Origin of the sequence: Caulobacter endophyticus (assembly GCF_029543245.1) — a bacterium.
Taxonomy (GTDB): Bacteria; Pseudomonadota; Alphaproteobacteria; order Caulobacterales; family Caulobacteraceae; genus Caulobacter; species Caulobacter endophyticus_A.
Window position 1 is genome coordinate 178,797 of sequence record NZ_JARQWV010000004.1, and the last position, 23,641, is coordinate 202,437.

The following is a 23,641-nucleotide window of genomic DNA, read 5'->3' on the forward strand; positions in this document are numbered from 1 at the left end:
TCCCCTAGTGCCGGGTTTCAGCCTCCCACCGCTCGAACATCTGCTCGAGGGCTTCGTCGCACTCGGCCTTCAGTTGGTCGGCGGTCTTGGCTCCGGGCGGAAAGTCGACGGCGAGACTCGTCACGGCCAGATGGTCGAAGGTGATGACCCAGCTCAGCCGCGGATCGTCGCGATCGGCCGCGTGCCGCGCCAGCACCGCCTCGCGATCGTCCGACCAGCTGCGGATGTAGCCGCCGCCCAGCAGGTAGAACGTCGTGCTGTACCGTGGCTGGCCGCTGGCGATGTGGGCCTCGATCAGCTCACGCTCGACGAGGTCGAATGAGGTCTTGGACATTGGACAACTCCGGCTGGACCGACGCTCCCCTTGAGCGCCTTTGTCCCTCACCTCCTGTCGGGCCCCGGCCCGTCACCGCAGGGGTCGCGCAGAGCGCGGCCCCGTAGGGGAACCCGCGCCAGCGGGTTGACGGGCTGGGTGACAGGATAAACTTGGAAGAGGCGCCCCCAGGCTCAGTCGGGCCGGCTACGCCGTCGCCAGTCGACGGCGGCGAGATCCCGTGGGGATCTCGTCAGTCCGGACCGCCGCGCGCGTTGGACGCGAGGGCGACGGACGCCACGGCGCGCCGCCACCGGCGGCCGCCCGCGTCCGGGAGCCTCGCGCGCCGGGCCTGTCAGTAGGACCGCCTCGCCCGCTGGCGGGCCAGCGAGGCCGGCCGCATGACGCCCGAGGCGCGGCGCCATCAAGCTCACGCGGCCGTGGGACGACCGCAAGAGCGTGCGAAACCCGCCGGCCACGCCGGCGCGCCGAGCGACGGTCCCCGACCGGCGGCGGCCTGGCTCGAGGCCAGGCCCAGCGACCCAAGTCGCAGACGGGGTCGCTCGAACCGCGCCCGACGCGCCTTGCGCCCTCGCGGTCGGGGAGCCGACAGGCCCGACCGCCGGGCGCTCAAGGCGCGAGCGCCCGCGCCAACCGTCCGTCGGCGACAAAAGGGGGGCCAAGGCCCCCGGGTCAGTCGCCGACGTAGCCGTCCATGCGGCTCGCCTGCCACTGCTCGAAGAACAGGTGATCCACCAGGACGCCGCGGGCGTTGAGCATGTCCAGCTCATCCAGGATCACCCAGGTCTCCTCGGCGTCCATGGCGTCCCAAAGCGCCTGCACGCGCACCCGCTCCCGGGCGCGATCCACGGCCTCAGCCCTATGCAGGGCGGCGTCCAGCGCGCTGAGATGGAACTGCCAGCACCAGACGTGCTCATCGAACGCCTCGTCGCCCAGAACCGGCTCGGCCGCGCGCAGCACCAGCGGAGCCGTCCGCCCCGAACGCGTCGTGAAGAGATTGAACATCGTGAAACCTCCAGGCCGCCGCTCCTCGTGAGCGACGTTGAACCCGAGGGCCACGGACGGGGTCCCGCAGTCACCGCAGCGGCCGCGCCAGCGGACGCGCAGGGGAACGGCGCAGCCGTTGACTTCGGGTCGTCCGTGACACGATGGGAAGACGTCGCCACCAGGCTCAGTAGGACGCCCTACGCCGTCGCCAGACGACGGCGGCGAGATCTCATGGAGATCTCGTCAGGGCGGCCGGGCCCGCCCGTCGGCGGACGGTTCGATGGGCGCCTGGGCGACGCCGCCAGGCGTGCGCCCGCGCCCCTGAGAACCGCGATCACCGTCCGTTACGTGCAAACCCTAGCGACGGGTCTCGACCGTGCCCCCGTCCGACAGCACGAAGATGCCGCGCGCGCCGGCCTGGTGCGGCGGCGGCGTCACGTCGGGGGCGTCCGTTCCGTCCGCCGGCGGCCTTGGCACGAAGATCGCGTCGCGAGACGATGCGATCGGCCCGGCGGCCGCCTTCCCGCCGCCTGTTTCGACATAGAAGGCGTGGTCGCCGATCACCGCGCTGGGCGCGCGGCCGCCGAAGTGGACAAGCCTGGGCGAGACCTGGCCGGCCGCGGCCCGCGCCGCGACGATGCGCGGGTTCTGGAAGTAGAGCGCTTTGCCCGTGGGATCGGGAACGCGCCCCTCCAGCACCAGATTGACCAGGGTGTCGACGCGGGCCCGCTGAACCGGGCTGGCCGCCGGCAAGGCCCGCCAGTCCCCGCCCGCGCGAAGCACCGGCTCGAACTGGGCCCGGGCGTTGAGCACCTGGTCGACGCTCCTCCCCCAGCGCCCGTCGGCGAGACGATTGAGGATGGTGCAGACGACGGCCAGGAGGCCGCTGTCGCCCTGGTTGGCGGCCTCGGCCACCGTGACGCGGGCGATCGCCTCGCGCGCGCCGGGCGCAGCCAGGGCCGCGGCCAGGTCCTCTGCGCGCGCAACACCGCCCTGCAGGCCCAGAAGCAGCCCCAGGAGAGCCATAAGCGCCCGGCGCGGCCTCATGCGCCCCGCGTCCAGATCGGGGCGTAGACGCCGAGGATTTCCGAAGCCTGGACCGGACCGTAGTAGCGGCTGTCGAAACTGCTGGGGATCCGTCCGGAAAAGACGACGTACTCGCCCGCGCCCAGGCGCCGGCACCCGCGCCAGCGCGGCAACGTGCGTCCGCCCCGATCGCGGTCGGCGATGGCCCCCAGCGCGCGCCCGTCGATGGATAGACGGCGCTCGGCGCAGGCCAGCGCCCCCTCCCCGGCCGCCACCGTCTTCAGGATGCTGCCCCGCGCCCGACCCGGCTGGGCGAGACGCAGATAGGGCATGGCGGCGGGCGGCGGCCGAAAGGCGATCAACAAACCGGGGGCCGGATCGGCGGCGATGCGGCGGTAGAGGCCGACAGGCTCGCTGGGCGAGGTGTTGAGCAGCACCAGCGGCGCATCCAGCAAGGCCGACCCCAGCGCCAGGGGCGCGGGGATCAGGGCGGCCAGGACGAGAGCACCGGAGACGCGCATGCGCTCAGCCTCCCCTACCCCGCCCGACCGTTTCAATCCCCCAGAAATCAGGGGCGGCCGCGGCATGCTCGCGCGGCCCGGTCACTGATCCACCGTGGAAGTTGCCACCTGGCAACCTGCTTCATCCAAGCCCGCTGGCGCGCGCGTCAGGCCCATCGGCGCGCACCGGCCGCCTCTGTAAGGCGCACGAACCTGCTCGGCGTCGCCGCCGCCGGTCACTGATCCCCCGACAAGGTTGCCATGTGGCAACCTGGGTTCCCGACAACGAAAAAGCCCCGCCGGCTCGGCCGACGGGGCTTCAGAAGCCAATGATCGATCGCGCCTCAGGCGCTGGGGCGCAGCCGGACCAGCTCGGCCTGCAGGGCGGCGATGAAGTCGGCGTTGGACGCGCCGGCGTCGAGCGCCAGCTCCAGCACCGCCTTGCCTGGCCCCTTCGGCTTGACGGTGAACAAGGTCACCGCCCCGTGCTTGACGACCCGGGTCTCCCCCGAGGCCGTGGGCGCCTCGGTCTTGCCCAGGCCAGCATTGCGCAAGGTCGCGACCACCTTGGCCGGCTCGATATAGGGCAGGCCGGCCGCGCGCCGCCCGGCCTGCTCGTCGGCGAGCTTCCCGGCCGCGGCGATCACCCGGCCCCGTTCGGGGTTCTGGGCCAGGACGGGCTTGAGGTCGCGGGCGTGCTTTTCCAGGACCTGCAGGTGGTCGCCGAAGGCCCCGACGACCTCGACCGGCAGCCGTCCCAGATCCAGGAAGCGCGACAGCCACGCCTTGGGGCGCTCCAGGCGCTCGGCCATGCGCGAGGCCACGCCGCCGTAGTAGAGGTCGATGGCGCTCAGATAGTCGACGGCCCGCTCGTAGTCGGAAAGATCCTTGCGGGCGCGGTTTTCGATGTCGGCCAGGCGGAAGGCCTGCTCGTCGGAGAGCTCGCGCTCCTCGATGAGATACTTGATCTCGCGATGCTCGACCGCCCGCAGATAGCTGACCGCCCAGTGGCGGCGGGCCCCGGCGATGACCTCGTAGTCGAAGTTGGGATCGTCGGCGACCCGCCGAACGATGGCCGGGAACTCCTGCTTGCCCTGGGCCCGCAGGCCCTCCAGCAGCTCGGCGGTGTTCTCGGGGCTCAGCAGTCCGTAGTTGCGGTTATGGCGCGCCCACATCCGGCAGCGGGCCGGATCGACCAGCCGCAGGGTCTTTTCCTTGAGGTCGCCCGAGGCCAGGCGGGACAGGCCCGCCATGCGGTCGTTGAGGCGCGGCGGTATGGTCGCGGCCGGCGCAGAGGCCGGCGCGGCCCGCGCGACCTCGGCCGCCGGCGCGCTGGCTCTCGGGGGATTGGTGACCGCCGCCGGCGGCGTGTCGCCGACCAGGCTGGCCAGGATGTTGCGGTTCTTGCCCGTGGTGGACGCCATCGTCCCCTCCCCTTTCCTAGCCCACGCCCAGTCGCCGCAGCTCGGCGCGATGGCTCGGCCAGGCCTTGCGGATCAGGATCTCGATCTCGCTGTTGAGGCGATCGAGGTTGTTGCGGCAGCGCTCGTGGACGCGGCCGCCGCTGGCGACCTCGTAGACCGTGCGCAGCTGGACGTTGGCGTTGTCGATCTCGGCCGAGTCCAGCAGCGAGTTGGTCAGCATGTCCGAACCGAACACCGCCGCCATCATCTCGCGGATCTGGATGTGGGCGCTCTTGCCTTCGTCGACCTTGGTGGCCACGACGCGCAGGAACTCAAAGCCGTTCTTGTTCAGGCCGTATTGGTCAAGGACCTGGACGGTGTCGACGATCATGCGCAGGAAGTGGGCGGTCGAGGCGAAGTCGACGGTGGACGGCGGCGTCGGGATCAGCAGGGCGTTGGCCGCGCGCAGCACCGCCAGCGAGATCATGCCCAGGGCCGGCGGCGGATCGAGCAGCACGACGTCATACCGGTCGGCAATACCGGCAATACCATCGCGCAGCCGGTCGAGCAGTTCGGGCCGGCCCTTCATGCGGGCGGCGGCCTCGTATTCGGCCTGGTAGAGCCCGAGATTGGCCGGGATCAGGTCAATGCCGGCCCAGGCCGTCGGCCGGATGGCGTAGTCGAGAGTGGGCGCCCCGCCATGCTCGAAGAACGGCAGCAGGGTGTCGTCGTCGTCGATGTCGATGTCGGGATTGAACCCGAACACCGTCGTCGACGAGGCCTGGCTGTCGCAGTCGATAATCGCGACCCGATAACCCTTTAGGGCCAGATATTGAGCGATGTGGCAGGTCAGGGTCGACTTGCCGACCCCGCCCTTGAAGTTCTGCACGGCCAGCACGATCGGCGGATCGCCCTCGGCCCGGCGCGGCCGGGTGCCGAAGAGATCGCGCATGGCGTTGACCTCGGCCAGGCTGTAGCCCTCGCGGCGACCGGTCTCGGTCATACGCGGCGCGGGCAGCCTGCCCTCGGCCTCGGCCTGGCGTATGGCCTCGGGGGTCCTACCGACCATCTCGGCGGCCTTGCTGATCGGAAAGCGCGTGTCGACGATCTTCTCGACGCCCGGCGCGAACACCGTCGCCCGCAGGCGGGTGATCACGTCGTCGGCCCGATTGGTCAGATTGTTCAGCGCGTCGAGCAGCACCGGTCCGGTGGCTGGCTCGGGCGCCATGGCGATCGCGGTCATCACCCCCTCCACTTTGCAAATTTCGACGAGACTAGACGATATTTGCAAAGTTGTCGTTGGAGAGCGTAAACAAAACCTTAACCGTCAAGCGTCGCGTCGAGCCCTCCAAGGCTCGAGGCGCGTCGCGCTCGCAACGACTTCCCTGCCCGCGTTAGAAGAAATCGTTATCGACGAAAGTTAGAAGGGTTAAGCGGTCCGAAACAGCCTCCAAAGCCTTGTCTGGCAAGGGTTCGCCAAGACGGCCGGTCACCGATCCCCCGACACGACGGTCACCGATCCCCCGATGGACCGGTCATCGATCCCCCGAGGAAAAGGTCACTGATCCCCCGACGGTCGGCGACGACGGTCCAGCATCCCGTCCAGGCTCACCGCCCGCGCGTCCTCGCGGGCCCGGCGCGAATCGGCGGCGGCCAGGGCGTCGAGCTCGGCCTTGATTCGGGCGCGCTCGGCCGCGTCGCGGCGCACGAAATGGACGGCCGCGGCCCCGTCCCGGGTGGTGGCGTGGGTCAGGGCGTAGTCGGGCAGGCTGTCGGCGGCGATGATCTTCTTGAGCAGGTAGGTGAACTGCTTGAGCGGTCCTTCGCTGCCGGACTTGTCGTAGAGGACGCTGACCCGGCAGGTCCACCCGCCCTCCTGGTCGCCGGCGTGCTTGCGGGCGATGCGGTAGATGGCCCGCTCCAGGCCGCCGGTCAGCAGGAAATAGTCCGGATGCAGGGTCAGTAGGGCCCGGTCGCGCATCAGCCCCTCATAGACCCAGTTGGACAGGGTCAGGGTCAGGCCGCGCGGCGCGCCGGTGACCGGATCGGACTCCAGCGTCCACTCGTCCAGCCAGCCGAACTGCGCGCGCTTGTTGCGCTTGGGCGCGCGCAAGCTGGTCTCGATCGTCGTCGACTGCAGCCGCTCCAGGGCCGCCTGCAGTTCGCGATAGGCCGTGCCGCCGGTGTCGCGGTGGATGGCCTTGAGCAGGTCGTAGGAGGTGGTGTGGATGGTGCGCGGGATGTCGTTGTCGCCCCGGTCGCGCAGCTTGTTCAGGTGCGAGGTCGCCCAGATCAGGATGTCGGCGTCCCAGATGGTGGCGATGCCGAACTGGGGATTGGCGCTGACCCGGACATGGACGTCGCCGTCGGGCGAGACGTACTCGATGGGCTTGAGGCGCTTGCGCTTGCCCAGCGAGAAGAACGGCCGCTCCATCAGCTCGCGCTGGTCCTTCCAGGCCAGGTCCGCGACCTGGGGGATGAAGAGATCGAACTCTTGATTACGAATCGCGCGCTTGGACATGTCGGGATCCATTGTGCGCCCCCGACCCGGCCGACGCAAAAGCCCGCCCAGCCCTCCTCAAAGCCGCCCGCCGCGCTCGCGGCGCCCGCGGCGCCTGCGACGCCGCGGGCCCTTCATCGCTGAAGGACACTCCCGCGCGCCGCGGCCGGAAAGTTGCCACCTGGCAACTCCCGGCCCTGACGGTGGATCAGTGACCGCCGCCGGCCTCGCCCCAACGGCTCGCGCCCGTTCACCACGACCGCGGCCGCCACGCCGGGCCCCGCAAGTTGCCACGTGGCAACTCCCCGCCGCCCGAAAGTCGCCACGTGGCTCCGCGCGGCCCTGTCGGTGGATCAGTGACCGAACGGCCCGCCCCGGATCGGGGCGGGCCTGCCGGCCTTAGCCGTCCTGGCCAGGCTCAGGCTCGGGGTTGGCCTCGGGGCGATCGAGCGACTTCAGCTCATGGTCCGGGCCGGCGACGACGATCTTGGTGAAGTAGTGCTCCTTGCCGTCCTTGTCGGTGTAGCGCTCGTTGCGGATCTCGCCCTCGACATAGACCTTGGAGCCCTTGGCCAGAACCCGGCCCTCCAGCCACTTCACCGTGCTGGGGCTCCAGACCTCGACCTGGTGCCAGGTGGTGAAGTCCTGCCGCTCGCCTTCCTTCTTGCTGTAGCGGCTGGTGGCGACCCGCAGCACCGCATAGGCCTTGCCCTTCTGGGTGGTGCGGATCTCGCTGTCCGCGCCGGTGAAGCCGATCAGTTGCGCCTTGTTCAGCATGGTCTTTCTCCGTCTCCCGCCGGGAAGAGCCCCGGCGGTCCGCGGCCTCGCCGCGATCACGGCCCCTGGCTGGGCGGGGAAGGAGGGACGGGCCCAAGCCCGCGGCGGCTGGACGCCGGCCTGCACGAGAGCGCAGCGCAGGAAGGCCGGAGGCTCCGGCCAGAGCGCCTGGCCGCGCCAGGTCGGCTTGGACCCGGCCCGCCCCGCCCTAGGGACGACGTGATCGATCGCGGCGCGGTCGCGGCCCGCAGGCTTGCATCCGCCGCAGCGCGAAAGACCCGCCGACCCAGGGCGCGCGCGGCTTCACCGCCGCGGGCGGCGAGCCGCTCGCCCGAACGGCAGGGGAGGACGCCACGAGGGTCGCCGCCAGACGCGCCAGAGGCCGAAAGCAGGCGCGCCCAGGATCCGCCGCCGCCGCCAGCTCGCCGTCGGCGTGCGGCGCGCCAAGCGGCCAGCAGGGCAGGGCGGCCAGGGCCCGGACCTCTGTCGAGGCGATCCCTCCCAACGCCGCCGACCTGGACGGCGGCCCGCCGCCAGGGTCGTCGCCGGTCCGAACCGAGCGCCGCACGAACGAATCGCCAACCCCAAGCCGTCGTGGCCGGCAAGGGCGCGGACCCGAGATCTGGATCGCCGTTCCGGGTTCATTCCGCCCCGCCGCGAGGCCAGGCGGCGCGGCGAGAACCGCCGCGCCGAAGGCGGGCTACCTCGCCGGGCGGATCGGCACGCAGCGGACGCCGCGCTCGGCCGCCTTCTGGGCCAGGTTCAGGGCCGGACCGAACGGCCGCTCGGCAGCCCTCGGACCTGGCTGCAGGCTCGCCGCCAGGGTCAGGACGCAGACCGGCTCCAGGTCCAGCAGCGCGTCATTGGCCTTGAACAGGGCCGCGCGGCCCGCGCCGTCGAAGTCGGGCCTGGCCAGGACGAGCTTGACGCGCTTCTGCCTGGCCCAGCTGATGGCGAGCTTCTCGCCGCCTCGGGCCCCGCAGGTGGCCAGGGCCATGTCGGGCCAGGTTTCCAGGGCCCAGTTGAGAGCGTCGAAGATCCGCCCGCCGTCGAGCGGGGTGTCGGCCCCCGGCGCGGCCCGGAAGGCGACCACGGCGCAGCCTGGATCGACCGCCTGCTGGCGACGGGCCTTCATCGCCCGCACCGCCTCGCGCGCCTCGACCTGGGCGGCGGTGACGCGCGAGCCGCGCACGCTGCCGCGCCAGGGCGTCCAGACCTCGCCGGTGGCCGCCCGGTAGGTCTCGGCGGCGGCGTCGCGCACCAGGTCGGCGGCCAGGACCGCCACGTCGGCCGCGCGGGTCCGCGCCGTCGCCGCCTGCAGGTCGGTGTCGGCCACCTCCGAGGCGTCGAAGTCGCGCAGCAGGCGGATGATCTCGTCACGGCCGCGATCGGCCTCGCGGTCGATGCGCTGGGAGGCTGAATGGAAGGCGCCGATCAGGGCCTCGCAGAGCACGCCCTGGAAGTCCTCCAGGGCGGTCTCGCCGACGAGGTCGAGCAGCTCGGTCATCAGCGCCTGGCCCAGTTGGACGAGGGCCTCCTCGGGCGGATGCGGGCGCGGATCGTCCAGGTCCAGCGCCTGGGCCTCCAGGGGCGTCAGGCGGCCGGTGAGGGGAGGGGGCTGAAAGGTCATGGGAAAGCTCCTGTGGGCTTGAGGTCGGAACGAGCCCTTCGGCTCGCGACCGCCCTTCGCGCCGCCGGCCCGGCGGCCGCCGCAGGGGCTTTGAGCGCAGCGTCCCTTGCGGCGGCCTCCGGACGGTGGCGAGGTCGCCAGGGCCAAGGGCCCGTTCCTGCCAAGCCCCAGACCGCCATGCCGATCAGGCTCAGACCCCGCGTCGCGCCGTCCCTAAAGCCCCGCGACTCCCCGGATCGGCCGGGCCCGATAGGCGCGGGCGCGGTGGCCCTCGCAGTAGGACGCCCGTCCCGTCGGGGTCCGCGCGACGGGCCGGCCGCACCAACTGAAGGCCCCTTCCCTGGGATCGCCGATCGGCCAGCGGCAGGCCTGGCGGGGCAGGGCGGCCAGATCAGCCGCCAGCCCGACCGCATCGACGAGCGCGGCCCGCGGCCGAGCCAGCGCCGCGGCCGCTGGGGCCCCGCCGCAGGGCGGCGGCGGGGGAGGGGAGGGGGCCTTGCGCCGGAGCCGGGGCCGCGCCGACAGGCGCGCGCGCCGCCCCGGGGCGGACGGCGACCCGCCGCCGGCCAGGCCCAGGCGGTGGATCTTGCCGATTACGGCGTTGCGGCTCACCGCCCCCAGGGCTTGGGCGATCTGGCGGGCGCTCAGCCCCTGCGCCAGGAGCGCTTTGAGGCGCGCCACCCGGGCATCGGACCAGCCGCCGACAGCGGGCAAAACGCCCTCTGCCGCAGACGATTTCACAACAGAAGACATGGTCGACGCTCACTCTGCGCGCCCCTTCGGCGCGCCCGCCGCGTCCCTGGCTCCGCCTTCCGCGCCCCCCCAAGAACTGGGGGATTGCCCCAGCCGCCGCCGCAACCTAGCGTGACGTCGGTCGGGAACCCGACTGTCATCGCTCCGCCTCGCGAGCTGATCCCGCCGTCGCCGAGCGACGGCCAAACTATCGGCCCCGCCGGGTGGTCGGCGCTATGTCCAAGCCTTCGGGCCAAAGGCGCCGGCGCGCGTGGTTCACGCGTTCTCAACGCCCGGCTTCCGCTCATGCCCGCGCCTCGAGCCGCCAGGGTCAGGTCGTCCCAGCGCCCGACCAGGCGGTCACGATCGGCGACGATTTACGGACGTCAAATTCTAGGGCGCTCCCCCGACCGCCATCTTCCAAATCCCGCGGAGAAGCGCATCGCCCCTTCGGACAACTCGATCAATGTCCTCGATCATGAGGACGCTGCTGGGCGCAATACAGGCCGCCTCCCGGCCTCCCCAAACCCCCTAAAATTGGGGTATTGCACGCCCGGCGGCACACAACCTAACGTCGATCATCCTCGACGGTCCGCCGGCGAGGCCAGGGTCGGGCGCTCGCAAGGGCGCACCCCGGCCGGGCGGTCGTCGCTCTGTACAGGCTTTCGGGCTAAAGGCGGCGGCGCACGTGGTTCACGTGTTCTCAACGCCCGGCTTCCCGTCCCTTCCACCGCCGCGCGATCCTGCGCAAACCCCTTGTCCGCCAAGGCCCGCTCGGCGAGACTCCAAGTCCGATGAAGTCGAATCTCGATCACCTGCCTGACCGCCAGCAAGAAGAGCTGGCCGCCATCACCGGCCACCTGCTGCGCGGCTTCGAGACGGCCACGGATGGCGGCACCTCGGCCTGGCGCCGCTACGCCAAGATCCACAAGATCATCCTGTTCGGCAGCTATGCGCGCGGCGACTTCGTCGACGAGCCCGAGAACGGCTACCTGTCGGACTTCGACATCCTGGTGGTGGTCAGCGACGAGAAGCTGACCGACATCGCCGAGTACTGGTACGAGACCGAGCAGAAGATCCTCCACGACCCGGCCATCGGCCGGATCGTCAACCTGCTGGTCAACGACCTCGACGACATCAACAAGGGCCTGGACGCCGGCCGCTTCTTCTTCCGCGAAGTGATCGAACAGGGCGTGGTCCTCTATGAGGTCCCAGGCCACATCTTTCATCCACTGAAGCCGTTAACGCCTCAGGCAGCCTTGGACTTGGCGACGCTGTACGACAAGGAACAACGGTCCTCGATCAAGACCTCTTTGGTTAGGGCTGCCCAGGCAATTGCTATGGGACAGGAGGACGACTGGCCCCAGAAGGCGGCCTTCGACCTGCACCAGGCCACCGAGGCGGCCTATATCGCGGTGCTGCTGCTAACCGGCTTCTACGCGCCGCGCTCGCACAACATCCTGTTCCTTCGCGGCCGGGCCGAGGCCAAGGCGCCCGCCCTGATCTCAGCCTGGCCGCGCGAAACCCGAGAAGCGCGCAAGCCCTTCGGGAAACTCAAGCGCGCCTATGTCGACGCCCGCTACAATCAAGCCTCCTACCAGATCAGCACCGCCGAACTGCAGGACCTCAGGGCCTCGGTCGAAACCCTCGTCAGTTTGGTCCGCGCCGTCTGCGACGAGCGCCTGACACAACTGGCCAAGGCGGCGGAAGAGGAAAGCTGAGCCTCTCGGCATTCCCGCGTCAGGGATCGCAACCCGAACGGGCCGAGACCCCGACCGGAGAGGGGAGGCGGCTCGGGGCGGCTCCGCCGCCTAGAGCCCGGCCGCCGCAGGCGGGACGCCTCGCGGTCCCAGCGTCGCAGCTGTAACAATTCGTTCCCCTGCTGGAGCTCGCATCCTGGAGCCATGCAGCCTAGGGTCGCCGCATCGTCGGCCACGATCCATGGGCGCCGGCGGCTGAGAGACCAGGCCTTGCCCCACGCTCCCGCCTGACGACGCGGGAGGTCTCGATGGCCATTTTCCTGTTCTATCCCAGACTGCATGACGGCGCCTGCCTGACCTTCGTCACGGCCAGCCTCGCCGACGACGGCGCGGCCCTGCGCCACGCCGCCCTGATCCTGGCGGACCACGACTCGGCAGAGACCGTGTCGGTGTGGCAGGGCGAGCGCCCCGTCGGCGCCGTGGGCCAGGGCGGCTTCACGTCGCCATCCCGAGGCGCGGTCCTTCTGGTCGAGGACTGCTTCTTCCAGGCCGAGGCCTTCAGCCTGGCCCTGCGCGGGGCCGGCTTTGCGGTCACCTGCGCCGGCGACGAGGCCCAGGCCCTGGCGCACCTGCGCCGCCACGACCCGGATGCGGCCATGGTGGACCTCGATCTGGGCGAGGGACCGTCCTACGCCGTGGCCGAAGCCCTCGAGGCCCAAGGCGCGCCGTTCCTGTTCATCACCGGCTATGACCCCGGGGTTCTGCCGCCGCGCTGGCGCCACATCGACCATGTCTGCAAGCCGGTGATGGGCGGCCAGGTCGTCGAGGCCGCCGAGAGACTCCTTGGACCGACCCCGACCCGCATTTCCGCCGCCCCGAGACTGCATCGCGCGCCGCCTTCCCATACGGTCTAGGCTTGGGCGCTCGCCCAACCGGACCAGAGCAAGGCCACGGTCCCATCCGCGCCAGCGCACCTCTCAAGCGTGATCTCAACGCCCGGATCGAGGGACCCACGGCAACCCTAGCCCCGCCGTCCAGTCCGACCGAGCCGCAGGGGAGGGGCCCGCCTGGAGCCCGGCCGCTGGCGGGACGCCAATCCCCTGACGGTGTGGTTGGGATCTCGGGACGGAAGACCAGATGTCGACGTCAGGCGCATCGCCAGGGCTGCAGCGTCACTCCGAACCCGGATTCTCGACTGCGGTCCCTGCCTGTCGACCGCGCCCCGGAAGGCGGAGATCTGCCTGTTGCATGTAGCCGGCGGATCGAACAGCCGTCGCCGCGATCAGCGTCCAGCCCTGCCATTACCGCGAACAGCCGGTGGGTGGGTCAGCTAGGGGTGGATAGCGGCCACGGGCTAGCGTCGCTTCCTGAAAAGGGTTCTCGGCATAGGCGGCTTGAGCGGGGATTTACGCACGCTGCGTTGTCTGATTTTCCATGCCCGTGCTCAGCTGGCAGGGCGTCCAAAGGGCTGTATCGGATCAAGCGGTGCCGTTAAGGTAGACCCACCGATAGATGGGCTAAGAGGCCGATTTGAACAGCCGCTCACAGTCGTTGGCGTTCCCACCCGGCTTTCTTAAGAAGTTGCGGGATGCCATCGGGCAACTGATTGCAGTCAGCTCTGCCAATGACGTTCCCGCCATTTGCCGGCGATACGGCATCGGCGATGGAACGCGCGAAGAGGCAATGGGTGGCAAGTTCCGCTATGTGAACAATCGGCTGCTCGGACTTCCGAACGAACAGGTTCTGGCAATCGCCAGGACCATCAGCCAGGAGGAGGGCGACGCGGAGTTGCTTGCTCTGCTGGCCAGTATCGAGCCGAAAGTCGCACCGCCGAAGTCGGACCCCGTTCCTGGATTTGGTGCCCCAACACGACCCTACTATGCCGAGCGTACCGGTAAACAACCTGCGGGCGGGAAGATCGATCTGAAGACGCTCAAGGCGCTTTACCGGTCGGAGTACGATCGGTGGGAACGAGACGGATATTTCCAAGAGCACTTTGGAATGTACTGCGTTGATGCCGACTTCCTCCCCGGGAAGCTGGGGTGTGATATCGGCACTCGGATGCTCTATCACCTCAATAAGAGCGACCTCTGGCCTATAGCTGAACAGCTCGACATCTACAGCGAGGATGACCTCTTCAGCGTCATCGAGTTTCTGTTCGATCACATCTCCAAGCCGCTAGATGGTCAGCACCATTCCTATAACGACTGTGGAATGCACTGGCAGACTTTCGATCGGGCTCTTGGGCAGGCCGAGTATCGTGTCAGCGTGAACGCCATCTTGGGCCGTTATGCAAATGGGTACGAGCTGTCTCCGACCGGCGAAGTGATGGAACTTGGTCCTCCGGGGACAGCGAACCTGCTTCAAACCGAAGTGCCGATCGCGGACCACAATGTGTCAGGCCGGGTCGACGCCGCGATCAAGAAATATCGCCAACGACGGTCAACGATGGACGATCGGAGGGACGCGGTTCGCGACCTTGCCGACGTGTTGGAGTGGCTGCGCCCACAAGTCAAACAGGTCCTTGATAGGAAGGACGAAGCCGCGCTCTTCGACATTGCGAACAACTTCAGCATCCGCCACCACAAGCCCGAGCAGAAGAGCGACTACGACCCTGCAATTTGGCTTAGCTGGATGTTCTATTTCTACCTCGCGACGATCCATGCCGTCGTGAGGATGATCGAGAAGGGCAAGGCCTGATGGAATGGAGCGCTGAGGTTCAGGCGGCACTCTGGGGAGCCGGCGCTAGCTGACCCACCCACCGGCTGTTCGCGGTAATGGCCGGGCTGGACGCCGATCGTGGCGACAGCTGTTCGATCCGCCGGCTACATGCACCTGTCGCACCTTCGCCTCCTGCACACCGCCTGCCACGACAGGCTGCACAAGGCGGAGAAGCGCGACCCGGACTGGCGACGGGCGATGGGCATGCCGCCCAGGGCCGACTAGGCCGCCCGCGGGCGCAGGCGACCGGCAGCCCCCTCATCCTCCCGGCCCCTCTAACCGCCTGACCGCCCGCCAGAACGACCAAGGCCTGGCGCTGACCTGCTCGACCTCGAACCAGGCCTCCTCGCCCTCGAAGTCGGGCACGCGCTCCTTGTCGATGAAGCTGTCGCGGCTGCGCTGGGCGCGGCGCGTGCCGCCCTCGAAGGTGAACATCAGCGTGCGCCCCTGGTCGGCGCCGCCATACTGGCGCACGCGCCGCAGCTTCACGATCTCGCGGCTGATGATCTTCTCGACCGTAGGCGCGTGCGGGCTCGCGCGCCGGCCGGCGCGTTGGGTGGGCATGACAACCTCCGCGTCCCTGAAATGTTCTCATTCCGGTGCGCCCAAGAGTCAACAGCTCACGACCCCAAGTTGGCCGCACATCCGGGCGGCGATCAGTGACCGCCAAGGCCAGAACTTGAGCCAAGCCTTCAGGGAAGGGTGCTGGGGGCGGCCCAACCGCGTGGGGTCCGGCCGCCGCAGGCGGGACGCCACGCGTTCCCAGCTTCCCAGCTGTAACAATTCGTTCCCCTGCTGGCGCTCGCATGCCGGAGCCATGCAGCCTAGGGTCGCGGCATCGTCGGCCACGATCCACGGGCGCCGGCGGCTGAGAGACCTGGCTTTGCCCCACGCTCCCGCCTGACGGCGCGGGAGGTCTCGATGGCTGCTTTCCTGTTCTATCCCCGTCTGCCGGACGGCGCCTGCCTGACCTTCGTCATGGCCAACTTGGCCAATGACGGCGCCGCCCTGGAGCACGCCGTCCAGGTGCTGAACGACCACGCCTCGGCCATGGCGGTTTCGGTATGGCAGGGCGAGCGCCACGTGGCGACCTACCGACGCGCCGCCGCCAGGCTGTCGTGGAAAGACCCGTCGGAGACACCGTGGGCGATCCCCTGTTCGTAACGGCGAATTCACGCGACATACCGCGGCGGATGCGGGATCCAGGTCGGGCTGATGATCATGCCGATCCCAAGGAGCCCTGGATGCTCGCCTTCCTCGCCGCGCTGGCCGCCGCGGCCGTCTCTGTCCCTCCTCAACCGGCGCTGACCCAGGCTATCGCCGCACGCGACGCGGCCCTGTTCGACGTCATGTTCGCCCAATGCGATCCGGAGGCGCTGGCGGCTCTGGTGACCGAGGACATGGAGTTCTACCACGACAAGGGCGGGGCGATGGACCGCAAGGCCTTCGTGGACGACTACGCCAGCAGCTGCGCGGCCAAGCGCGCCCCTGACGCCTGGCGTTCCCGGCGCGAACTGGTCCCCGAAACGTTGAAAGTCCATCCCATTCCCGGCTTCGGCGCGGTCGAGGAGGGCGCTCACCGTTTCTATGAGCGCAAGGGCGAGGGGCCCGAGCGCCTGGCCGGCACGGCGCGGTTCTCGATCCTGTGGAAGCTGGGCCCCGACGGCCAATGGCGCATGGCCCGGACCTTCAGCATCGACCACGCTGCCGCGCCCTGATGATTTTCCCCGGCGCCAGACCAGGCTCGCGCGACACAAAGGATCGAGCCGCCCCCGCTCACGACCTAGGACGTCGGACGGGCGCAGACCATGGCCGCACCGGGGCCGGGCGGCTGTCGCGGCTGTCCGGGCGTTCGTTCAAGGCGTCAGCGCACGTTTCAAGCGTGATCTCAACGCCCGGATCGAGGAGCCCAGTCCGGCGACCAGCCCGACACCCGCCCCACCGAAGCCTCCTTCGGACCGGACGCGAGGAAGCGATCGCCTGGCTGCTCATCCTCTGGACGATCCCGATCTCAAACGAGGTCATCGAAGGCTTCTTCCGGTGGAGCCGCGAAAAGCCCAAGGCCCGGGCGATCCGTGACGACCGTTCCCACCACGTGCACGAGGCGTTCATGGCGCGGGCTCAGTGACAGGTCGGGGTCTCGAAGTGCTCGGCCAGGAAGGTCCTGATCAGCTGGGCGCCTGCCCGCCACAGCGCAGTGGCCGCCTCGATATCGGCGGCGGCGTCCATCTGGCGCGTGATCCGATCGATGGTGCGGCCCAGGCGGCGATAGGCTTCCACCTGCGCCAGGGTCAGGCGGCCCGCCTTGAGGTCGTCGCGAACCATCATGATCCGGGCCAGCAACGCGTCGGCCTCGTCCTGCTGATCGTCCACCCGCCTAGCGCCTTATGTCCAGAGTCGCCCCCGGATCCCGATCATCCCCATCCGCCCGCCGTCCACAAGCCCCCCGGCGGTATGGCAGGATGGCCCGACGAATCTCCCGGACGCCCATGCCCGACGCCCCGCCCACAGCCCTGGACCAACCCGACCTCGCCGCCCTGGAAGCCATGGCCGCCCAGCTCGAAGCCAGCGGCCGCTATCGCCTGCTGCGCCGGTTCGAGGGCTGCACCCTGCACGCCGGCGCCGATCCGGCCACGCTGAAGCGCGGGATCTTCCTCGACACAGAGACCACGGGCGTCGACACCCGCAAGGACGAGATCATCGAACTGGCGATGGTCCCGTTCGATTACGACGCCGATGGCCGCCTCTGCGCCGTCCACGAGCCGTTCATCGCCCTCCACCAGCCCTCCAAGCCGATCCCGGCCGAGGTGACCAAGATCACCGGCATCACCGACGCCATGGTCGAGGGCCGGGCGATCGATCCCGCCCAGGTCGCCGCCTTTATCGCACCAGCCCTCATAGTCGTCGCGCACAACGCCGCCTTCGACCGTCCGATCGTCGAGCGCCTGACCGAGGCCTTCAAGCTCAAGGGCTGGGCCTGCTCGATGAGCCAGGTCGACTGGAAAGGGGAGGGCGCCGAAAGCGCCAAACTCTCCCATCTCGCCAGCCGGTGCGGTTTCTTCTTCGACGGCCACCGGGCCGAGAACGACTGCCTGGCCGGCCTGGAGATCCTGGGCCGCCCGCTCGCCGACGGCCGCACGGCTCTCGCCCACCTTCTCCAGGCCGCCCGCGCCCCGACCTGGCGGATCACCGCCACCAACGCCCCCTTCGAGCAGAAGGACAGGCTCAAGGCCCGCGGCTATCGCTGGAACGGCGACGACGTCGCCGGCCCCAGGGCCTGGTACACCGACGTCGCCGAATCCGACCGCGAGGCTGAACTTCTCTTCCTCGCCCAGGAAATCTACGGCTACGACCCTGGCCTCACCCCACGCCGGATCACCGCGTTCGAGCGGTTCTCGGAGCGAGCCTGATGACGCAAGGCCCTCGCCCGCCTGACGACCTGAACGTCCGCGAGGGGCAAGCAGCCGACATCCAGCCGATCGTGGCCCTGTGGCGCACGTCCATGGCCCAGCACGCGCAAAAACATCCGATCTTCACACCCAAGGCCGACGGCCACATCGCCTTCGAGGGCTTCCTGGCCGAGCACATGGCGGTGAACGACGCCGCGGTCGTCGTGGCCGAAGCCGGCGGCGAGATCGTCGGCTACGGCATTTGCCAGCTTCGCCGGCGCCCCGCCTGTTTCGAGCCCCTCGAACACGGCCTGATCACCGACCTCGAGGTCGCCGCCAGCCATCGGCGGCGCGGCGTCGGCGAACTGATCCTGGGCGCACTCTGCAACTGGCTGGCCGGCCGCGGCCTCACGCGAGTTGAGATCGAAGTGGCCGCCGCCAACGAGATAGCCGTCAGCTTCTGGCGCAAATGGGGTTTCGAAACCTACTGCCAGACCATGGGCAGGACGCTTTGACCGGGCCAGACCGACGCACATGCGCCATGTTCAAGTGGCGTAGGTTGACTCGTCGCTGACGTTGGGAAGGTCCGCTTCCTGGCGGCTGCGAAGCCGTGGGCGACGTCGGTCCGGTATGGTCATCATCGAAGCTGCGGGCGCAGCCCCCGCGCCTGCCGAGGGGGACCTTTTCCTGCTGGCCACGTTGTTATGCCTGGACGGCGAATTCGAGGTGGTCAGCGTGACAGTCCACGAGGGCGCGTGGCGCGCAAGCTGTCTGGCTCGCGAACGCGACAAGCGCGTTTTTTTTTGAACCTCTGAACTCTTTGCCCGAAAGGCCGCGCCCATGTGCGACAACATCGATTTCAGCGGCGCAGGCGATCGGGCGAGGATCAAGCCCAATGAGCCGATGGAGGTCCGCTACTGGACCGAGCGGTTCAACGTCACCGAGGAGGGCCTACTGAAGGCTATCCAGCTAGTTGGTGCCGACGCCGAAGCCGTGCAGGCTCACCTCAAATCAAGTTCGGCGGGCGGCGGATGACGAGAGGCTGAGCGGGACAAGGCCGCCGAGGCGTTCGCCGAACTGTATGCGCCGCGGCTCGCGGGCGGGGCCGTTGATGGTTGGCCTCGCGGGGCAGTTAAGCTCGTTGGCCTTGTCGCGAGAAGTTCTACGGCTGGCGGCAATATTGCGGGCTCGGGAGATAATCGCGGACCTTTAATCGCAAAATCCGAGAGATGATGGGGCCGAAGCCACATCCAAGCGTTGTCAAACCAGTTCCCTAAAATGATCGGCTCACCTGTGCTCACCGACCCGGCTCTCGCGGCCCTGATTATCGAGAATGCACGGGACTTCGCTATCCTTACGCTGACTCCCGATGGGATGATCACCAGTTGGAGTCCGGGAGCCGAGCGAATAACTGGCTACACGCCCCGTGCGGCGATCGGTCAAAGCGTCGATATTCTCCTGACGGCGCCGGATCTTGCGGCGGGCGCCGGCGCGCTCGAGATCAGCACGGCCTTTAACCGTGGCCGCGCCGAGGACAGCCGCTGGCATGTCCGGCGGGATAAGGAATGGTTCTGGGCAAACGGGGTCATGGTGCCGTTCCAGCATGCGGGAGAGTGCGCGCTGCTGAAGATCATGCGTGACGAGACGCCCGCCAAGCTGGCCGCCGAGCATCGCATTCTCCTTCTCAACGAGCTCAACCATCGGATCAAGAATACTCTTGCGACCGTCCAGTCGGTGACTGAGCAAACCCTGCGCGCCGGCGGCGTCGCGGCAAGCACGCGGCAGAGCCTGACTGGACGGCTGATGGCGCTCTCCAAAGTTCACGACGTACTGACCCAGGAGAGCTGGGCTAGCGCGGATCTTGCCGAGGTGGTCGGCAAGGCTGTTGCGCCGTTTCAGGTCGCTGAGCCTGTTATCGGGATTTCCGGTCCACCTGTCCGGTTGAGCCCCAACCTCGCGGTCGCGATCTCGCTCGCGCTGCATGAACTGGCCACCAACGCCAACAAGTTCGGAGCGCTAAACCGCCCCGGCGGCCGGGTTGAGGTCAGCTGGACCGACGCTCACGATGGCGTAGGGCAGCGCTTCCTAAACTTTCTTTGGCGGGAATCTGGGGGGCCGCCAGTGAGCCCTCCTGAACGGCGCGGATTTGGGGCTCGACTTCTGTCGCGGGTCTTCGCCGACGCCCGCGGCGAGGCTCGGCTGGATTTTGCCGCGTCGGGCGTATGCTGCGTGATAACTCTCCCGCTTTCAGAAGATGGCGAGACGCCGATACTGAAAGTTGCGCAAGATCCTCGCGGCTTGGCTTTCTAGAAAGCTGAGATCATGCGGCGAAAGCCAGGCCCGAGAAGGGCGCGCCCCTACGGCGAAACGGTAGCGCATGTTTTTGAGCACGGCCGCAGGCAGGATGGTGCTTCACGGCCGGTTGGAGCGTCCAGTCCTCGGAACTGTCCCACCGACCGCAACTGGCGTGAGATGGCATGGAAGTTGCCATCGCTCACTGGCCAAGCGGATGACTTCAAGACATTGGCTCACCTCTTGGTGAGAACGGTTAGGTCGCCGGCTGTAAGGGCAAGATCAGAGTTGCACCTCACAGCAACGCAGCGGAAGTCGACGGCGCGATGACTTAGCACATGTAGCTGGCGCGCTACCTTGCAAAGCTCTTCCGTTTTAGATCGCGAAACCATTCTCGCCGGAGATCCGGATTTGGCAGGCATGGCCTTCCTCAATTCGCTTTCTGGCCCGACGCATGGCCGAAGCCTTGGCGATATCCTTGTCGGGCGAGGCGCCAAAGAAGAGACCTGCCTCTTCCGCCGCCCATAGGCCGTCGTTGCGGCAGACCGTGATGACAATGCGATCGATCGGGGGCTGTTTCATGGGTGTCCTGTTGTCGGGGCCGATAGTGGCTGGCGACCGCACTAGGCATCGCGATGCCGGGAAGGGCGCGAGGCGTTGAACGCTTCGTCGGAAAAACGACGCCCAAGCTCGTCGGTCAGACCGCCAACTTGCGACGTCAGGTCGTTCAACTGGCGCTGAAGTTCATCGCAGCGCTGGCGAAGCTGGTCGCATTCGTCGCGAAGGCGCAGCAGGTCCTCGCTCATGCATCACCTCGCCAAGCGGTTGCGGCTTCAGTCCGGACCGTTCCGGTCCTGGTGCTTGCCAAGGTAGTTCAGGCCGTCGTTAGTCGGGCGCCAGCCACCACGGCCATGGTGCGCAAGGCCGAGCACGGCCAGCTCTTGGACGTGCCGGATATTGACCGCATCGAGCGCTCCGGTGCGCAGGCGACGCTCCAACTGGCGAAGCGCGCGGTAGGCGCCTAGCGACAGCTGGCTGGGGCCAGTGTCGCACGCGGCGTCCGGCACAAGGCTCAGCACCTGTGAGGTTGCGGTGAGGTCTACGGGTTCGGGCATCTGCGACTCCTGGTGTCGCAGCTCAGCGACGCTGTTGATGGCCGGGGCGCCGTGATGGGCTGCGGCTGGCCCGCAAACGCGCGATCATGGCGCGGCGCAGATCCCGCCCTCGGGCGGCCATCGGCCGGGCATCAGATGGCGCAGCGAAGGCGTCGATCAGGGTCTCGTGGACCAGGAACCGAGCCGCGTTGGGATCGGGCAGAAATCGATCAGCCAGGCGCTGAAGGTCATGAGACAGCATCATGACTTGGAGATTGCGCTGATGGTGAGACAGCATCTGGATGTTTCCTTCCCTTGAAGAGGTGAAACCGAATGACGCGTCCCTGTTATCGAAGGATTTACCAGCGATCCCGTTTAATTTTCGGCGATGTTATGGCGCGGCGGAAAAATCATCGCCGCACCTTATATTTTCGTATCATACAATTATATTGAAGGCATTGCCAGGATCGACCGGATCCTTTCCTCTATTTATTTTCATTGAACTCGCGCTGGCATCGCGTGAGCGGCGGCGTTGCCGCCTGAAGGGCGTGCATGCGTTTCCAGGTCGAAGCCTCCCTCACCTACGACTTTGCAGCGCCATGCGAAGTTCTTCTGCTGGTCGAAGCCGCGCACGGGCGGGACCAGCAGGTGACGTCGGATGCGCTCACCTTCTGGCCGCCCGCACCGGCCCGCCGTATCGATGACCCGTCGACAGGCGAGCGCCGTACGGTGTTCGCAGCTTCGGGCAGGATCAACGCGCTCTATCGCGCCACGGTCGAGACGGCGGCGTCCGATCATGGGCTGGCTGGCGCGGAGGAAACGGCGATCGCAGACCTGCCGAGTGAAGTGCTGCCTTACCTTCGGGCCAGCCGTTACAGCCCCTCGGATCGACTGATGCGCTTCGTCGAGCGGGAGGTCGGCGGTTTGCGCGGCGGGGAAAAGGTCGCCGCGATCCTGGCCTGGATCGCCGAGCATGTGGACTATCGCGCCGGGGTCAGTCACGCCGCGACGACAGCGGTCGACACTCTCGTCGACCGCGCCGGCGTTTGCCGAGACTTCAGCCATTTGGCGATCGCGCTCTGTCGGGCGGGCAATATCCCGGCTCGAGCTGTCAGCGGGTACGCGTGGAGGCTGGAGCCGCCCGATCTCCATGCCGTGGCCGAGATCTATCTCGGTGGCCGCTGGCGATTGGTCGACCCCTCCGGCCTTGCTCCGCTCGAGGGTCTTGTTCGGGTCGCGACAGGCCGTGACGCTGCGGACATCGCGTTCATGACGATCTTCGGCGCCGCGACGCTCGTCGAGCAGCACTTCAGCATCGACAGGGTCGGCGGGTGAGGTCGTGACTGCGCGCAGAAGCCACCGGGGCCTGCCCGATACGCTCGGGCCATTCCACTATCAGTTTCGGCCCGGTCAGGCTGGGCGCTTTGGCACAGTCCTGATCCGAGCGCCCGCCGGGGCGCCGCTGCCGGCGTGCGGCGATGCGATCACCCTGACGACCCGCGACTGTTACGACGCCGAGTTCGAGGTGACGCAGGTCGATCAAGATGGCGAGGGGTGGCGGATCGGATGTGAGCGCAGACCACGATAGAAGTTCGCGAACCACACGATTTTGGCGGGCTAGGCCTGAAAGCGTTTATGGCCTCCATCTCAGCAGCCGCCAATTGGAAGGGCCGTTAAAGGTCGATCTCGCCCGTACGCATGGCGGGCTAAAAGTCGTGTTCTTGGAGAGGTGCCAACGTCGGCAACTGGCGCCACCCGGTCGGCAATGTGGACCTGCGGATTGGCAGGGAAGGGTGGGGAGCGGACTTCGCCTCAGTCCTGACCGACAGGTGGCCGGTGTAGCGCCCAATCCTCCATGCCCTCGATCGTAAGTGAGGGAAGCCCTCCGATATGGATGAAGCGCGTTTCCAGCCAGCACCAGTCGTCCGGGCTGTCTGCGGCCGCTTGCCTCTCCACAGGGCAAGGTCTTGCTTCGTAGGAACAGATCGCGTCGTGGCTTGGGAGGTAGCGACAGGATGCAGTGCGGACACGAACCCGAGCGGCTCTATTCATCGAGCGGCCGTCAACCACGCCCACCGATTGAATGATCTGGTCAAGTCGGAGCCCTGTCTCCAGCTGGGCAATGTCGCGAGCAGATGGAAGAGCCCACGGGATGAAGCGACAGTGTTCAGTCAGGCTCGTCAACAACCACTGCGCGCCGTTGCGCTCGAATAGGGCCGAGCAGGAATAACGTGGGCCTCCGTAGGCGGCGAACGTTGTGAACCGACAGGAAGCCGGCCCGGGCCCTCGGAGCTTGCAGCGAGACTCAGAAACGAAAGACTCTGGCGGCCTTCCGCAGGTTGCCTGCTCCGGACAAGGCAGTCGCGCGATGTAGTTGCGATAGGCGCTCTCGACTTCAGCAACGTCCGGAGTTCCTGACGAGCCGCGATCCGGCGCCTGAGAGGGCGTGGCACAGGCTGCCAACGCCAGGGCGAACAGTAGGGTGCTAAGTCGAAACGGCATCCATCATCCTCCTGTAGCCGCTCCGCAGACGAACTGACATTACACCCAATGGCC

28 protein-coding genes are annotated in these 23,641 nt (G+C 68.1%); 12 read left to right on the plus strand and 16 right to left on the minus strand.

The window, feature by feature from the left end; genetic code table 11:
* Positions 1-4 precede the first annotated feature (4 nt).
* From P7A99_RS05455 to P7A99_RS05500, 10 genes are all read right to left on the minus strand, one after another.
* Entirely contained in the window at positions 5-334 is a 330-nt protein-coding gene (locus P7A99_RS05455) for a hypothetical protein (protein WP_277792923.1), read from the minus strand.
* Positions 335-1,006: 672 nt separating this feature from the next.
* On the minus strand, positions 1,007-1,339 hold the full coding sequence (locus tag P7A99_RS05460; RefSeq protein ID WP_277792924.1) for a hypothetical protein: 333 nt from the start codon (positions 1,337-1,339) through the stop codon (positions 1,007-1,009).
* 339 nt (positions 1,340-1,678) lie between these two features.
* Positions 1,679-2,368 (minus strand): cell wall hydrolase, encoded by a 690-nt coding sequence (locus P7A99_RS05465; RefSeq protein WP_277792925.1) that lies wholly within the window; start codon positions 2,366-2,368, stop codon positions 1,679-1,681.
* Positions 2,365-2,868, minus strand: coding sequence for a S26 family signal peptidase (locus P7A99_RS05470; RefSeq protein ID WP_277792926.1), 504 nt, complete (start codon positions 2,866-2,868; stop codon positions 2,365-2,367). The genes P7A99_RS05465 and P7A99_RS05470 overlap by 4 nt, the downstream gene beginning before the upstream one ends.
* A gap of 323 nt (positions 2,869-3,191) precedes the next feature.
* A complete protein-coding gene (locus tag P7A99_RS05475) occupies positions 3,192-4,271 on the minus strand; it encodes a ParB/RepB/Spo0J family partition protein (protein ID WP_277792927.1) in 1,080 nt (359 codons plus the stop codon).
* 16 nt (positions 4,272-4,287) lie between these two features.
* Complete coding sequence (locus P7A99_RS05480) at positions 4,288-5,493, minus strand: AAA family ATPase (RefSeq protein WP_277792928.1); 1,206 nt, start codon at positions 5,491-5,493, stop codon at positions 4,288-4,290.
* Between the two features lie 315 nt (positions 5,494-5,808).
* Positions 5,809-6,771, minus strand: coding sequence for a replication initiator protein A (locus P7A99_RS05485; RefSeq protein ID WP_277792929.1), 963 nt, complete (start codon positions 6,769-6,771; stop codon positions 5,809-5,811).
* A gap of 378 nt (positions 6,772-7,149) precedes the next feature.
* Positions 7,150-7,527 carry a single-stranded DNA-binding protein gene (locus P7A99_RS05490; protein WP_277792930.1) on the minus strand — a complete coding sequence of 126 codons (378 nt, stop codon included), beginning with the start codon at positions 7,525-7,527 and terminating at the stop codon, positions 7,150-7,152.
* Positions 7,528-8,227: 700 nt separating this feature from the next.
* Positions 8,228-9,157 carry a DUF2493 domain-containing protein gene (locus tag P7A99_RS05495; RefSeq protein WP_277792931.1) on the minus strand — a complete coding sequence of 310 codons (930 nt, stop codon included), beginning with the start codon at positions 9,155-9,157 and terminating at the stop codon, positions 8,228-8,230.
* 213 nt (positions 9,158-9,370) lie between these two features.
* Positions 9,371-9,910, minus strand: coding sequence for a GcrA family cell cycle regulator (locus P7A99_RS05500; RefSeq protein ID WP_277792932.1), 540 nt, complete (start codon positions 9,908-9,910; stop codon positions 9,371-9,373).
* A gap of 773 nt (positions 9,911-10,683) precedes the next feature.
* Here P7A99_RS05500 and P7A99_RS05505 point away from each other — a divergent pair.
* From P7A99_RS05505 to P7A99_RS05520, 4 genes are all read left to right on the plus strand, one after another.
* Complete coding sequence (locus P7A99_RS05505) at positions 10,684-11,610, plus strand: HEPN domain-containing protein (RefSeq protein WP_277792933.1); 927 nt, start codon at positions 10,684-10,686, stop codon at positions 11,608-11,610.
* A gap of 287 nt (positions 11,611-11,897) precedes the next feature.
* A complete protein-coding gene (locus P7A99_RS05510) occupies positions 11,898-12,503 on the plus strand; it encodes a hypothetical protein (protein ID WP_277792934.1) in 606 nt (201 codons plus the stop codon).
* A gap of 616 nt (positions 12,504-13,119) precedes the next feature.
* Entirely contained in the window at positions 13,120-14,289 is a 1,170-nt protein-coding gene (locus tag P7A99_RS05515) for a hypothetical protein (RefSeq protein ID WP_277792935.1), read from the plus strand.
* A 99-nt stretch (positions 14,290-14,388) separates the two neighbouring features.
* Entirely contained in the window at positions 14,389-14,535 is a 147-nt protein-coding gene (locus P7A99_RS05520; protein ID WP_277792936.1) for a hypothetical protein, read from the plus strand.
* 33 nt (positions 14,536-14,568) lie between these two features.
* Here the strand turns inward: P7A99_RS05520 and P7A99_RS05525 are convergent, their stop codons facing one another.
* A complete protein-coding gene (locus P7A99_RS05525; protein WP_277792937.1) occupies positions 14,569-14,874 on the minus strand; it encodes a hypothetical protein in 306 nt (101 codons plus the stop codon).
* A 357-nt stretch (positions 14,875-15,231) separates the two neighbouring features.
* On the opposite strand from P7A99_RS05525, the gene P7A99_RS05530 reads away from it, so the two are divergent.
* Entirely contained in the window at positions 15,232-15,474 is a 243-nt protein-coding gene (locus tag P7A99_RS05530; protein ID WP_277792938.1) for a hypothetical protein, read from the plus strand.
* 80 nt (positions 15,475-15,554) lie between these two features.
* The gene (locus P7A99_RS05535; RefSeq protein ID WP_277792939.1) at positions 15,555-16,028 is read left to right on the plus strand and encodes a nuclear transport factor 2 family protein; all 474 of its coding nucleotides are present in this window, start codon (positions 15,555-15,557) and stop codon (positions 16,026-16,028) included.
* A gap of 403 nt (positions 16,029-16,431) precedes the next feature.
* Here the strand turns inward: P7A99_RS05535 and P7A99_RS05540 are convergent, their stop codons facing one another.
* Complete coding sequence (locus P7A99_RS05540) at positions 16,432-16,683, minus strand: hypothetical protein (RefSeq protein ID WP_277792940.1); 252 nt, start codon at positions 16,681-16,683, stop codon at positions 16,432-16,434.
* Between the two features lie 116 nt (positions 16,684-16,799).
* Between P7A99_RS05540 and P7A99_RS05545 the strand changes: the two genes are divergently transcribed.
* The 5 genes from P7A99_RS05545 (at position 16,800) to P7A99_RS05565 (ending at position 20,009) form a co-directional block, all read left to right on the plus strand.
* Positions 16,800-17,720 (plus strand): 3'-5' exonuclease, encoded by a 921-nt coding sequence (locus P7A99_RS05545; protein ID WP_277792941.1) that lies wholly within the window; start codon positions 16,800-16,802, stop codon positions 17,718-17,720.
* Positions 17,720-18,214 (plus strand): GNAT family N-acetyltransferase, encoded by a 495-nt coding sequence (locus tag P7A99_RS05550; protein ID WP_277792942.1) that lies wholly within the window; start codon positions 17,720-17,722, stop codon positions 18,212-18,214. Before P7A99_RS05545 ends, P7A99_RS05550 begins: the two co-directional genes overlap by 1 nt.
* 115 nt (positions 18,215-18,329) lie before the next feature.
* On the plus strand, positions 18,330-18,506 hold the full coding sequence (locus P7A99_RS05555; RefSeq protein WP_277792943.1) for a hypothetical protein: 177 nt from the start codon (positions 18,330-18,332) through the stop codon (positions 18,504-18,506).
* A gap of 33 nt (positions 18,507-18,539) precedes the next feature.
* Complete coding sequence (locus P7A99_RS05560) at positions 18,540-18,734, plus strand: DUF3606 domain-containing protein (protein ID WP_165257149.1); 195 nt, start codon at positions 18,540-18,542, stop codon at positions 18,732-18,734.
* 258 nt (positions 18,735-18,992) lie between these two features.
* Complete coding sequence (locus tag P7A99_RS05565) at positions 18,993-20,009, plus strand: sensor histidine kinase (protein WP_165257148.1); 1,017 nt, start codon at positions 18,993-18,995, stop codon at positions 20,007-20,009.
* 357 nt (positions 20,010-20,366) lie between these two features.
* On the opposite strand, the gene P7A99_RS05570 is transcribed toward P7A99_RS05565, so the two are convergent.
* The 4 genes from P7A99_RS05570 to P7A99_RS05585 are packed head-to-tail and all read right to left on the minus strand — an operon-like array spanning position 20,367 to position 21,383.
* Positions 20,367-20,573: a hypothetical protein gene (locus P7A99_RS05570; protein WP_109101323.1), complete on the minus strand. Its 207-nt coding sequence runs from the start codon at positions 20,571-20,573 to the stop codon at positions 20,367-20,369.
* 41 nt (positions 20,574-20,614) lie between these two features.
* Complete coding sequence (locus P7A99_RS05575; RefSeq protein ID WP_109101322.1) at positions 20,615-20,797, minus strand: hypothetical protein; 183 nt, start codon at positions 20,795-20,797, stop codon at positions 20,615-20,617.
* Between the two features lie 27 nt (positions 20,798-20,824).
* Entirely contained in the window at positions 20,825-21,106 is a 282-nt protein-coding gene (locus P7A99_RS05580; RefSeq protein WP_233247650.1) for a hypothetical protein, read from the minus strand.
* A 22-nt stretch (positions 21,107-21,128) separates the two neighbouring features.
* Entirely contained in the window at positions 21,129-21,383 is a 255-nt protein-coding gene (locus tag P7A99_RS05585) for a hypothetical protein (protein ID WP_109101321.1), read from the minus strand.
* 254 nt (positions 21,384-21,637) lie between these two features.
* Here P7A99_RS05585 and P7A99_RS05590 point away from each other — a divergent pair, with 254 nt between their 5' ends.
* The gene (locus tag P7A99_RS05590) at positions 21,638-22,420 is read left to right on the plus strand and encodes a transglutaminase-like domain-containing protein (protein ID WP_277792944.1); all 783 of its coding nucleotides are present in this window, start codon (positions 21,638-21,640) and stop codon (positions 22,418-22,420) included.
* Positions 22,421-23,641: the final 1,221 nt, after the last annotated feature.